The organism is Pseudomonas sp. MN1F, assembly GCF_009391885.1.
Taxonomy (GTDB): domain Bacteria; phylum Pseudomonadota; class Gammaproteobacteria; order Pseudomonadales; family Pseudomonadaceae; genus Aquipseudomonas.
On record NZ_VZII01000014.1, the window covers coordinates 101943 to 113858 of the forward strand.

Consider the following 11916-nt stretch of genomic DNA (forward strand, 5'->3'; position numbering starts at 1 on the left):
GCCCTTATACTATCTAGTTATTCGATTTGTTTCGTGCGGCCCAGTAATCACGAGCGGTGGTAAAGGCCTGTTCGCGATCCTGGCCCAGCCCACGCAGCGCCAGGGCCATGGTCGCTACCACGGCCATTTCGCCGTAGCTGTCCTCGGCCTCGCCGCGCCAGACTGCCAGTAGCTGCTCGGGTTGCAAGCTTGGTGGTTTCACATGGCGGCGTTCGCTCAGCGCCGGCCATTCCTCGTCCCAGGCTTCGCCTGCAAGGGTGCCGTACAGGTGGCTGATGACATCCGGGTTGACCTCGATCTCGCCGCCATCGCCCTTGATCACCACGGCATGGTCGCCGAGCAGGCGGCTGGCTTCACGGTGTACGGCCTGGTAGCCGGGGTGGAAGATGCTCTGCAGGCCGCAGCGTGCGCTCAGCGGATTCAGCACCCGCGCCAGGGAATGGATGGGCGAGCGCAGCCCCAGCGTGTTGCGCAGGTCGATCATCCGCTGCAGTTGCGGTGCCCAGTCGTGCAGCGGGGCGAAGGCCAGGCGCTGTTGGTCGAGGGCTTGGCTGACCGCTGCCCAGTCGCGGCACAGCGGGATGTGCAGCAGCGCCAGCAGCTGTTCGGTGTACATGCGCCCAGCCGTATGCGCGCCGCCACCGTGCATGAGGATACGCACGCCATTGGCGGCCAGGCACTTGGCGCTCAGCAGATACCAGGGCAGGTGGCGCTTCTTGCCGGCATAGGTCGGCCAGTCGATATCCACGGCGATGCGCGGCGCCTGCAGGTGCGCACGCAGGGCTTCGGTGAAGCCGGCGAGCTCCTCAGCGCTTTCTTCCTTGTGCCGCAGCAGCATCAGGAAGGCACCCAACTGGGTGTCTTCGACCTTGCCTTCGAGCAGCAGGGTCATGGCGGCACGGGCTTCCTCGCGGGTCAGGCCGCGAGCGCCGCGTTTGCCTTTGCCAAGGATGCGCACGAATTCGGCGAACGGGTGTTCGGCCGGGGTTTCCAGGGTCAGCGGGCGGGCGTCGGTCATATGCAATTGGTCGGCTTGGGCAGGCCCGCCAGCTTGGCGGCGAGTTTGGCGGGGGTGCCGTTGAACAGGCGGTTGAGGTGCGGGCTGTTGCCCTTTTCCGTGCCCAGCTTGAGCGCGGTGTACTTGATCAGCGGGCGGGTGGCCGGCGACAGCTGGTATTCGTTGTAGAACTGGCGCAGCAGTTCGAGGATTTCCCAGTGGTCGGCGGTCAGGGCGATGCTTTCGCGCTCGGCCAGGGCCTCGGCGACGGGGTGCGACCAGTCTTGCAGGTCGACCAGGAAGCCGTCCTTGTCCAGGGCGATGGCGCGATCGCCGACGTTCAGCGTACTCATAGCCAGCTGTTGACCTTGTCGTAGTGCAGTGACAGCTCGACGAAGGCCTGGTAGTCCACGGCCTTGGCCAGCGCGCTGCTGATGCCCCGGGCCTGCAGGTCTTCGTCGAGGGCGAACAGGCGCTGCGCCAGGTTGGCAGCCTGCAGCTGGCGCTGGCAGTCACTGCCGTCGCGCAGGGCATAGACCGCATCGCCGCACAGCAGCACGCCGTCGTCGGCGCCCAGCAGGCGCAGGCAGCTGTCCAGACGCTCGTCGCCGAACGGGGAGTGGGATAACACGTGCAGGGTTGGCATCAGAGCGTCACCACTTGGTCGAAACGGGCAATCAGGGCTTGCAGGGCTGCGTTGTCCAGCACCTCCACCGGCAGCTCCAGGCCATCGGCGGCCAGGCCACGGCGCGCCAGGCTGTGCTGGCAGGCAAACAGCTCTTCGACGCCAAACATCGGCAGCGCCTGCAGGTTGGCGGCGAGGTTCTTTTGCTCCACCGCGGCAGGTTGCTGGCCGGGCGCCAGCTGGAACACGCCGTCATCGAGGAACAGCATGGCCAATGGCAGGTCGAAGGCACCGCCGGCCAAGGCGATATCCAGGGCTTCGCGGGCGGATGGGCCGTTCCACGGTGCCTGGCGGCTGATGATCAACATGGATTTGGCCATTTCAGTCGCCTCCGAAGCAGACCAGGCGGTCGGCCGTTTGTGCGGCTTCGTGCAGCTGACCGAGGCCAGACAACTCCCACGGCTTGGGCAGGTTCACCGCCGGGCGTTGGTAGCGGCTGGCTTCGGCTTCATCGAGCACGCCACGGCGCAGCGCGGCAGCGATACACACCACCGCGTCGAGCCGGTTGATGTCGATAAAGGCCCGCCACTGGGCGGCGATGTCCTGTTCATCCTGGGGCGCGACCACGTTGGCCGAGGCGCTGTGCACCCCGTCCTGATAGAAGAACAGCCGGGCAATCTCATGCCCGCCAGCCAGCACCGCCTCGGCGAAGCGCAAGGCGCGGCGCGAGGAGGGCGCATGGGCCGGGGAAAAAACCGCGATAGCGAATTTCATGGATAACTCGTGCAAAGGAATGCCGCCATGATAAAGCAAAAAGCCCGCGCAAGTGGGCGCGGGCTTTGTTGGCAGGGCAGGCGCGGGTCAGGCGTTTTCCTTGCTCTCCGGCAGGAACCAGTTCAGCACCAGGGCGCAGATGCCACCGGTGGCTACACCCGATTCCAGCACATTGCGGATCGCCGCCGGCATATGCGCGAGGAACTCCGGTACCTGTGCCACGCCCAGGCCCAGCGCCAGCGACACGGCGATAATCAGCAGGGCGCGGCGGTCCAGGCGAGTACTGGCGAGAATATTGATACCCGACGCGGCAACCGCACCGAACATGACCATCGCCGCGCCACCCAGCACCGGCTCAGGCACTGCCTGAATCACACCGGCCACGCTCGGGAACAGCCCCAGCACCACCAGCATCGCGGCAATCCAGATACCGATATGGCGGCTGGCAATACCGGTCAGCTGAATCACGCCGTTGTTCTGGGCGAAGATCGAACTGGGGAAGGTGTTGAACAGGCCGGCCAGCAGCGAGTTGGCACCGTTGACCAGCACGCCGCCCTTGATGCGCGACATCCACAGCGGCCCCTCGACCGGTTGGCGCGAGACCTTGCTGGTGGCGGTGACGTCACCGATGGCTTCCAGCGAAGTCACCAGGTAGATCACCAGCATCGGAATGAACAGTGCCCAGGAGAAGCCCAGGCCGAAATGCAGCGGTGTCGGCACTTGGAACAGCGCGGCTTCATGCATGCCGGTGAAGTCCAGGCGGCCCAGGTAACCGGCCAGGGCATAGCCGACCGCCAAGGCGATGACGATGGCGCAGCTGCGCATCCATACCACCGGGATGCGGTTGAGGATCACGATCACCGCCAGTACAGCGCCCGACAGCAGCAGGTTTTCGCCGTTGGCGAAGGTGCCATTGGCCATGGCGCCGAAGCCACCACCCATGCTGATCAGGCCGACCTTGATCAGGGTCAGGCCGATCATCAATACGACGATGCCGGTCACCAGCGGAGTGATCAGGCGTTTGACGAATGGCAGGATGCGCGACACGCCCATCTCGACGAACGAGCCGGCAATCACCACGCCGAAGATCGCCGCCATCACGCTTTCCACCGGCGTGCCTTGCTTGACCATCAATGCGCCACCGGCAATCAGCGGCCCGACGAAGTTGAAGCTGGTGCCCTGTACGATCAGCAGCCCGGCACCGAACGGGCCGAAGCGCTTGCACTGGACGAAGGTGGCGATACCGGAGATCACCAGCGACATGGAGACGATGAGGTTGGTATCGCGAGCCGAAACGCCCAGCGCCTGGCAGATCAGCAGGCCAGGGGTAACGATGGGTACGATGATCGCCAGCAGGTGCTGCAGGGCTGCCAGCAGGCCGATCAACAGCCGTGGCTTGTCCTCGAGGCCAAGTACCAGTTCGTTGGCAGGCGCCGCCGCGCCTGGGCTGTGTTCGTGTGAGCTCATCGGTGAAGCTGCCCCGGAAGAAAAAAGGAGCGCATTCTACGGGCTGAAGTGCGATTGCGGTAGGGGAAGGTACGATGGCGACATGATCGGCGACCATTTGCCTGTTTTTCTGACTTTTAAGTCAGTGATCGGGTGGGGTAGGCTGACAGGTGCCTGACTGGGGTATTTAGGCGGCGTTCGATCTCACAGGCGCTAAACCCCTCAAGGCGAGCACTCCACAACCCCACCCCTTTTCCACCACGCATAGAAAAGCCCGCCGAAGCGGGCTTTCTCAAGCAGCAATCAATCAGTCATCACGACCCATGATGCCAAACAGCTGCAGCAAGCTGATGAACAGGTTATAGATCGAAACATACAGGCTGATGGTCGCCATGATGTAGTTGCGCTCACCGCCATGAATGATCGCGCTGGTCTGGAACAGAATGCAGACCGACGAGAACAGCACGAAGCCAGCGCTGATCGCCAGTTGCAGGCCGCTGATCTGGAAGAAGAAGCTCGCGACCACCGCACCCAGCAGGACAAAGAAACCAGCGGTGATGAAGCCGCTGAGGAAGCTCATGTCCTTGCGGGTAATCAGCACATAGGCCGACAGGCCACCAAATACCAGGGCGGTCATGGCAAACGCCGAGCTGACCACTTCAGCGCCACCGGCCATGCCCAGGTAACGGTTGAGGATCGGGCCGAGGATGAAGCCCATGAAACCGGTGAGGGCAAAGGTAGACACCAGGCCCCAGACCGAATCACGCAGTTTGTTGGTCAGGAAGAACAGACCGTAGAAGCCGATCAGCACGACGAACACGTTCGGGTAACCGACACGCATCTGCTGGGCGACGAAGGCCATGACACCGCTGAAGGCGAGGGTGAGTGCCAGCAGGCTGTACGTATTGCGCAGGACCTTGCTGACCTCCTGCTGCTCGGCTTGCTGGCCGTGGTGTACGGCATAATCCTGTTCGCGCATGGCGACACTCCTTATGGATCCGTGGTTTTGGACGTTCAGATGCAAGCAGTCTAACAGAGGCTCCGCAACCCGTGACACAGAGAGTTTGACAGCGTGTTTCATTACGGTATTATGGCGGCCGCAAAACGAGCTGGAAGCGTGGCCGAGTGGTTTAAGGCAACGGTCTTGAAAACCGTCGATGGGCAACTATCCTAGAGTTCGAATCTCTACGCTTCCGCCATATTTTTCAGCAAAAGCCCCGATTATTCGGGGCTTTTGCGTTTCTGGGCTTTTCAAAGCCCGAAGCGAAAGCGCGCATCAGTTGTTAGAGCAGCCATTCCCCACCACGCGGTACTCCATGATATGGCGCTCGCCATTGGAGTCGTCATAAGTCAGCTGCATCGGCACAACATCGCAAACATTGGGTACCGGCGTAACAGCCACAACGTGCGCGATATCGAGGTTCTGAGCGTAGCGATAGGGTTCGACCGTAATGTGTGCAGTGTGAATACCCTGATCATCGGCCATCGCAACAGACCCAAGGCAGCCTAGGAACAAAACGAGTAACAGTTTCATGGTAATCACCTGTACTGAGGGCGCAAGAAGGCCTGAGCACCCAATCGGCGCTCGTCCGTCATAAATGTTGGGGGTGGCCCGGCGCCGTAAGGCGCCGGGCTGAGCTACATCAGAAGGGCTTGGTAGGCAGGTACTTGCCGTCCAGGGTGATCACAGCACGGTGGCCACCGTCCAGATCTTCGACCTTCTTGATGTCCAGCTTGAAGTTTATGGCACTGATGATGCCGTCGCCAAACTTCTCGTGGACCAGGGCTTTGAGAGTGGTTCCATACACCGACATCATTTCGTAGAAGCGGTAGATGGTAGGGTCGCTCGGCACGCCATCGAAGAAGCTGCCGCGGATCGGCATCGATTGCAACAGCGCCACTTGATCAGCGTCGAGGTCGAGCTTCTCGCCCACGACCTTCGCGGCGCTTTCTGGCAGCGGATGTTGACCAAGCAGGGCAGCGGTGACAAAGGCCTCGGACAGGCCGGTACCGTCAACGATTTGCGCAAAGGACAGGTCCTTGCGAGCCTTGGCCAAAATGATAACTTCGGTCAGTTCCTGGCGAGCGGTGCGGGTGGCTTGAGTCTGGATCATGGTGAATCTCCTGGGTAAATAAAGGTGCAGGTGCAGGTTTCAGGCGACGTGCCTGGCTTGCTGGGAAACGGCGTGGACTTCTGGGTTTTCCGCGAGAGACACGAAGGTGCCGGTACTGCCATCAAAGGCGTCGATACGTCCGGTCTCGATGTCATAGACCCAGCCATGCAGGGTCACACGGCCTTCTTCGAGAGCCAGGCGGACGGATGGGTGGGTCTGGATGTTGGCCAACTGCGCGACCACGTTTTCGCGCACCATGGAAGCAACTTTGCTTGGGCCATCAGCGTGCTGACGGGCCTCATTAACGACCTTGGCCGAGTCGGCGTACCGCAACCAACCGGCCACGGCGGGCATGTGATCCAGGCACTTGCAGGTGGCAATGGCGGTCATCGCGCCACAGTCGGAGTGGCCGCAGATCACGATGTCTGCAACGTTAAGTCCTGCGACCGCATATTCGACAGAAGCCGAAACGCCACCTGGCTCTGGCCCATACGACGGCACGATATTGCCGGCGTTGCGGATTACAAACAGATCGCCTGGCTCGCGTTGGGTGACCAGCTCGGGCACCAGTCGGCTATCAGAGCAGGAGATGAAGAGCGCCTTTGGCGCCTGCTGATTGGCAAGGTCCTTGAACAGTTTGACCCGCTCAGGAAAGGCGTTTTTTTGAAACTTCAGAAATCCGTCAATGATCGCTTTCATGGTTGCTGTCTCAATGTCGCTGGGTGTGAGACAAAGATTAAGCAGTGCATGGCATAAGGTAAAAGTCTCATTTATTATGAGTCGAATCAGATTTTCTTATGGGAATGGTCATGCTCGCTCGACACATCCAGTACTTCCTGGCCGTTGCGGAACATCTCAGTTTCACCAAGGCTGCAGCGGCGCTGCATGTCTCTCAGCCGGCCCTTTCTCAGCAAGTAAGGCAGTTGGAAGAGAGTTTGGGAGCCCAGCTGTTTGACCGCTCAGGCCGCACAACGCGTTTGACTGACGCGGGGGATGTCTATCTTCTGTATGCGCGCCGTGCGTATCAGGAATTGCAGGAAGCCAAAAGGGCTATACATGATGTCAGCGACCTCAGCCGTGGCTCATTGCGTGTTGCCGTAACGCCGACGTTCACGACCTATCTGGTGGGGCCGCTGATTGAGGCATTTCACTTCAGGTATCCCAAGATCACCGTCAACCTGAAAGAGATCTCCCAGGAGCGTATCGAGGAGCTGCTGCTGGCGGGAGAGTTGGACGTAGGGATCGCGTTCGATGAAATACATGCACCGGACATCGAAGCCGTCCCCTTGCTGAACGAAACGCTCGCTTTGGTTACGAGCCGCAGACACCGCCTGGCCAAGGAACGCTCCATTACCTCGCACGGCCTGAGTGCTGAGTCTTTGGTCTTGCTCAGCACAGAGTTTGCCACGCGCGAGCAAATCGACCGCTACTGCCGCAAATATGAGATTCGCCCTAAGGTGCAGATGGAGGCCAATGCCCTAGGCGCAGTGATCGAGATCGTTCGCCGGACGAATCTCTCGACCTTATTGCCTGCCAGAATTGCGTTGGCCCATGACGACCTGGTGGCCATCACGCTAGAGCCGGAGCGCTTGCAGCGACGGGCCGTTCTAATGCGGCGCAAAGACGCTTTCCTGAGCGCGGCGGTGCGGGTTTTCATTGAGCTGGCGAAAGAAGTATCCAGCGACCTTGATGAGTGAGACCCATGCGCAGGTGAAGAAAGCCCCCTATTGGCTTTCTAGCCGCCGACGGCGCGCAGATCTATCGCAAAAAAGCCGTAATAGGGATCACGAATCGCGGCTAAACGAAAAAACCTGATCCTTTTAGTGAAAAGGATCAGGTTAAGGATGACTTACAGGCCGAGTTCAGTCAGACCTGGATGGTCATCCGGACGGCGACCCAGTGGCCAGTGGAACTTACGCTCGCTTTCCTTGATAGGCATGTCGTTTATGCAAGCGAAACGACGGTGCATCAGGCCATCAGCTTCAAATTCCCAGTTCTCGTTGCCGTAGGAGCGGAACCAGTTACCGGAATCATCATGCCACTCGTATGCGTAACGGACGGCGATGCGGTTATCGGTAAAGGCCCAGAGCTCTTTGATCAGGCGATAATCCAGCTCTTTTTTCCACTTGCGGGTAAGGAAGCCTTTAGCCTCCTCGCGATTGGTAGCAAACTCAGCACGGTTACGCCATTGGGTATCCAGCGTGTAGGCGAGCGCAACTTTCTCGGCATCGCGGCTGTTCCAACCATCTTCAGCCAGTCGAACTTTTTCAATCGCTGTTTCGCGAGTGAAAGGAGGAAGTGGCGGGCGAGTTTGGGCATTGGACATGGTGGTGCCTCCAGATTAATTGGATCATTCAGGAACATGCGTGCTTGTGGAACACGGGCCTAAAGCAAGGCCCGTTAGATCTTCGATTGCGGGGGTAAAGCTGTGTTGCCAACTACAAGGTTGAAACCTGTTGCTATCGTGGCGGGCGAGTTTGGGCATTGGACAGGGTAATGACCCCAGTCTCGTTGGATGATAACTATGAGTAGTGTCTCTGACGCTCAGTCTTTAGGGCGCGAGCGCTCTCAGCAACATCTGCGCAACTTCCTTTGCATTATCAGCAGCGTGATAATCACCCATGACACGCGCCGTGGTGATTGCGCCTTCCATCAAAATAAATAATTGCCTGGCTAAGACCAACGGTTGCTCGGTATTCAATTGCTCAGTCAGTTCAAGCGTATAGTCCAAGAGCTTTTGCTTGTGCAGCTTTGCGATCTGGCGGATGGGGTCTTCAGGATCCCCAACTTCGCCTGCCGTGTTAATGAACGCACAGCCGCGGAAACCATCCGTCTCGAACCAGCTCTTCAAAACAGTAAACATGTTCAGTATGCGATCGTACGGCGTAGCGGCTTTGTCGCATTCAGTCCTGAACCATTGCATCCAGCGTACGTCGCGGGCGCTCAAGGCCGCAGCTGCGACATCATCTTTGGTGGCGAAGTGGTTGTAGATACCCTTCCTTGAAACGCCAGAGGTCTTCACCAACAGGTCCATGCCAGTGGCATGAATCCCGTTTTCGTAGATGAGTTTCTCGGCGGTGGCCAGGATCTGGGCTCTGTGATCTATCGTTGGTCTGCTCATGGATTCAATGTAGAACGATCGTTCTCTCCGGTCAAGCACCACACGGTAATTTTTCGATAAGGGGGGCGAGCCTCTGTCAGGGCCGGCGGTCCATGGGGCTGATGCACTGACTTAATCGAGACGATAGCGGGAATATATTTTGCGCGCAAAATATTATCGCGCAAAGTTAGCCTCAAGCAGCAAACATCCGCCCGAACACTGCAGGCAACCAGAACTGAACGCCTGCCCACGCCCTAGGAGCTCAAACCATGAAACTGTCCCGAACCCTCACCGCCGGCCTGCTGGCTCTGGCTGTCAACAGTGCCTTCGCCGCTGGTAGCCCTGGCGTGGAACACACCACCCAAGGCTTTCTTGAGGCTCTGGCTGCAGGCGGCGGCAAGCCGCTGGAAACCTTGCCGCCGAAAGACGCCCGAGCGGTGCTGACCGGCGCCCAGGCAAGCGTGAAAGTCGACGTGTCCGGTATTCAGGTCGAGCGCCGTACCATCCAGGCCGATGGTCAGCCGCTGGAGATCAGGGTAGTGCGGCCGGAGGGCGCTAAGGGTGACCTGCCGGTGTTCATGTTCTTCCATGGTGGTGGCTGGGTGTTGGGCGATTATCCGACCCACGAGCGGCTGATTCACGACCTGGTAGTGGGCTCTGGTGCGGCAGCGGTCTACGTCGATTACACGCCATCGCCCGAGGCCAAGTTCCCCACAGCGATCAACCAGGCGTACGCCGCCACCCGCTGGGTCGCTGAGCATGGCAAGCAGATCGGTGTCGACGGCAGCCGCCTGGCGGTGGCTGGCAACAGCGTCGGCGGCAACATGGCTGCGGTAGTAGCTATCAAGGCAAAGGAAGCCGGTACTCCGAAGCTGCGCTTCCAGGCACTGCTGTGGCCCGTGACTGATGCCAACTTCAACAACAGTTCCTACAACCAATTCGCCGAAGGGCACTTCCTGACACGCAACATGATGCAGTGGTTCTGGGACAGCTACACGACTGATCCGAAGCAGCGTGACGACATTCACGCATCGCCGCTACGTGCCAGCCTTGATCAGTTGAAAGGTTTACCGCCGGCACTGGTACAAACTGCTGAAATGGACGTGCTGCGTGATGAAGGTGAAGCCTATGCTCGCAAGTTGAATGCCGCTGGTGTGCCGGTAACCGCCGTGCGCTACAACGGGATGATTCACGACTTCGGCCTACTCAACGTCCTGGGCGAAGTGCCTGGTACCCGAAGTGCGATGGACCAAGCTGCACAGGCGATCAAACAGCACCTCCAGTAACAGCGGCAATAAGGGCCGGGGCGAACGTTGTCGCCCCCGGTCATTGAGCGGATGAACAGGTCGGGGACAGTGCTGTCCTCGGTATTATCCCTACCGCTAGTCGGATATTTCTAAGGGGTCTGGTGCGACGACTAGCCTCCAGCCTAGCGTCAGGGATAACGCTGAACATTCGGCCCATGGAGGGCCAGTACGCCTCGTCGTCCCGACGCTTTATCTGCTGAGGAGACGATAATGAAAATAACCCTGAAACGCTTGGCGTACATGGGTGCAAGCTTCACCAGCGCGCTAGCCATGGCCGATGCGGCCAGCCCGCCGGCGCTGTCACCTGCGATACCCTTCGACGTCACCGCCAATCCCCCCATCACCCTGGACAACCTGCAGCACGATTTCGACGTGCTGTCGTGGCAGACATTCGTCGCGCTGAACTGGCCCGCCAACGCCGACGGCAGCGCCAACACCTCGGCGAAGATCGGCGCGCCGGGGCAGACGGTCTGGGAGTCGTGGAAGGAGAGCTACGAGATTTTCCTGCCCCAGGGCCAGAAGCCGGTCGCCTGGAATCAGAAGGCGCCGCTACCCGCCGCCTGCCAAGGCAAGGGTGACCTGCCTGTGCTGCAGCAGATGGGCAAGGTCGCCGGTGTGCTCGACGAATTCATCCAGCCGTTCAAAACCGGCCCGCTGGTGGACCAGCACGGCACCTACACGCGCAACGCGATCATGGTCAACCAGCCGATGTTCGATGACATCGTCAACAATGGCCTGTACAGCAAGGAAGGCCAGCAAGCGTTCCTGAGCAAGGCCGACAACCGCATCGCCTTCGCCTGCGGTTCGCAAAAGGCCCAGCAGGTCGGCGCCATCATGGTCAAGTCGGCCTGGAAAGTGCTCGATGGCAGCGACAACCCGGCGGATTTCCACTCCGTCGACGCGCTGGTCTACACGCCGGGCAACGCCGACCCGAACAAGGGCACGTTAATCCCCGAGTCGTGCAGTGCGCAGAAGGTCGGGCTGGTCGGCCTGCACATCGTCCACAAAACCAATGCTGCGCCGCAGTGGGTGTGGTCGAGCTTCGAGCACGTGCGCAACGTGCCGGAAAAGACCACGCCGCTCAACGAGCGCAAAGGCCCCTACCTGTTCTACGACGCCCAGGCCAGCGATCGCCCGGTGAACGAGCCACCCGCGCGACCGTGGGACCCGTCGAAGAAGGCCACGCCTTCGCAGATCGTGCGGGAAATTCCGCTCACTGCCGCAACCCACCAGCTCAACCTGCAGTGGCAGGGCGCGCTCAAGGGCACCGTATGGGCAAACTACCAGTTGATCAGCACCCAATGGCCAACCGACCCCGCCGATAACTGTCAGGTACCGTCGCCAACCAACCCACTCGGCACGCCTGCGCCGAACTTCCTGGCCAATGCCACGCTGGAAACCTATAACCAGGGCACGACGCCGCAGGCTTCGTCCAGTTGCATGGAATGTCACAACAACGCGACCACCCGCGTGACCCAGTCACCGCGCACCAGCTTCGCCGATTTCACCTTCCTGCTTGAACGTGCCCAATCCACTGGCGCCAAGGAGTGATG

15 protein-coding genes and 1 tRNA gene are annotated in these 11916 nt (G+C 60.0%); 4 read left to right on the plus strand and 12 right to left on the minus strand.

Annotated elements, in window-relative coordinates:
* Positions 1 to 13: 13 nt before the first annotated feature.
* From F6X59_RS09370 to F6X59_RS09400, 7 genes are all read right to left on the minus strand, one after another.
* Positions 14 to 1018, minus strand: a complete 1005-nt coding sequence (locus F6X59_RS09370; protein ID WP_152955997.1) for a glycosyl transferase family protein — start codon at positions 1016 to 1018, stop codon at positions 14 to 16.
* A complete protein-coding gene (locus F6X59_RS09375; protein WP_152955998.1) occupies positions 1015 to 1350 on the minus strand; it encodes a TusE/DsrC/DsvC family sulfur relay protein in 336 nt (111 codons plus the stop codon). The genes F6X59_RS09370 and F6X59_RS09375 overlap by 4 nt, the downstream gene beginning before the upstream one ends.
* Positions 1347 to 1643, minus strand: coding sequence for a sulfurtransferase complex subunit TusB (gene tusB / locus F6X59_RS09380; RefSeq protein WP_152955999.1), 297 nt, complete (start codon positions 1641 to 1643; stop codon positions 1347 to 1349). The genes F6X59_RS09375 and tusB overlap by 4 nt, the downstream gene beginning before the upstream one ends.
* Positions 1643 to 2002: a sulfurtransferase complex subunit TusC gene (gene tusC / locus F6X59_RS09385; protein WP_152956000.1), complete on the minus strand. Its 360-nt coding sequence runs from the start codon at positions 2000 to 2002 to the stop codon at positions 1643 to 1645. The genes tusB and tusC overlap by 1 nt, the downstream gene beginning before the upstream one ends.
* Position 2003: 1 nt before the next feature.
* Positions 2004 to 2396, minus strand: coding sequence for a sulfurtransferase complex subunit TusD (gene tusD, locus F6X59_RS09390; protein WP_079227317.1), 393 nt, complete (start codon positions 2394 to 2396; stop codon positions 2004 to 2006).
* A gap of 87 nt (positions 2397 to 2483) precedes the next feature.
* A complete protein-coding gene (locus tag F6X59_RS09395) occupies positions 2484 to 3863 on the minus strand; it encodes a nucleobase:cation symporter-2 family protein (RefSeq protein WP_152956001.1) in 1380 nt (459 codons plus the stop codon).
* 286 nt (positions 3864 to 4149) lie between these two features.
* On the minus strand, positions 4150 to 4821 hold the full coding sequence (locus F6X59_RS09400) for a Bax inhibitor-1/YccA family protein (RefSeq protein WP_060511118.1): 672 nt from the start codon (positions 4819 to 4821) through the stop codon (positions 4150 to 4152).
* A gap of 132 nt (positions 4822 to 4953) precedes the next feature.
* Here F6X59_RS09400 and F6X59_RS09405 point away from each other — a divergent pair.
* Positions 4954 to 5041: transfer RNA gene (locus F6X59_RS09405), tRNA-Ser, on the plus strand.
* A 77-nt stretch (positions 5042 to 5118) separates the two neighbouring features.
* On the opposite strand, the gene F6X59_RS09410 is transcribed toward F6X59_RS09405, so the two are convergent.
* The 3 genes from F6X59_RS09410 to F6X59_RS09420 form a co-directional block, all read right to left on the minus strand.
* A complete protein-coding gene (locus F6X59_RS09410; protein WP_152956002.1) occupies positions 5119 to 5376 on the minus strand; it encodes a DUF2790 domain-containing protein in 258 nt (85 codons plus the stop codon).
* 109 nt (positions 5377 to 5485) lie between these two features.
* Positions 5486 to 5956: a cyanase gene (gene cynS, locus F6X59_RS09415; RefSeq protein ID WP_152956003.1), complete on the minus strand. Its 471-nt coding sequence runs from the start codon at positions 5954 to 5956 to the stop codon at positions 5486 to 5488.
* Between the two features lie 39 nt (positions 5957 to 5995).
* Positions 5996 to 6655, minus strand: a complete 660-nt coding sequence (locus F6X59_RS09420) for a carbonic anhydrase (protein WP_152956004.1) — start codon at positions 6653 to 6655, stop codon at positions 5996 to 5998.
* A 110-nt stretch (positions 6656 to 6765) separates the two neighbouring features.
* Between F6X59_RS09420 and cynR the strand changes: the two genes are divergently transcribed.
* Positions 6766 to 7653, plus strand: coding sequence for a transcriptional regulator CynR (cynR, locus tag F6X59_RS09425; protein ID WP_152956005.1), 888 nt, complete (start codon positions 6766 to 6768; stop codon positions 7651 to 7653).
* Between the two features lie 152 nt (positions 7654 to 7805).
* Here cynR and F6X59_RS09430 read toward each other — a convergent pair whose 3' ends face one another.
* Both F6X59_RS09430 and F6X59_RS09435 read right to left on the minus strand, forming a co-directional pair.
* Complete coding sequence (locus F6X59_RS09430; protein WP_152956006.1) at positions 7806 to 8282, minus strand: nuclear transport factor 2 family protein; 477 nt, start codon at positions 8280 to 8282, stop codon at positions 7806 to 7808.
* A gap of 225 nt (positions 8283 to 8507) precedes the next feature.
* A complete protein-coding gene (locus F6X59_RS09435) occupies positions 8508 to 9077 on the minus strand; it encodes a TetR/AcrR family transcriptional regulator (protein WP_152956007.1) in 570 nt (189 codons plus the stop codon).
* A gap of 248 nt (positions 9078 to 9325) precedes the next feature.
* Between F6X59_RS09435 and F6X59_RS09440 the strand changes: the two genes are divergently transcribed.
* Together F6X59_RS09440 and F6X59_RS09445 are read left to right on the plus strand one after the other, a co-directional pair.
* On the plus strand, positions 9326 to 10342 hold the full coding sequence (locus tag F6X59_RS09440; RefSeq protein ID WP_152956008.1) for an alpha/beta hydrolase: 1017 nt from the start codon (positions 9326 to 9328) through the stop codon (positions 10340 to 10342).
* 231 nt (positions 10343 to 10573) lie between these two features.
* Positions 10574 to 11914, plus strand: a complete 1341-nt coding sequence (locus F6X59_RS09445) for a cytochrome C (RefSeq protein ID WP_152956009.1) — start codon at positions 10574 to 10576, stop codon at positions 11912 to 11914.
* Positions 11915 to 11916: the final 2 nt, after the last annotated feature.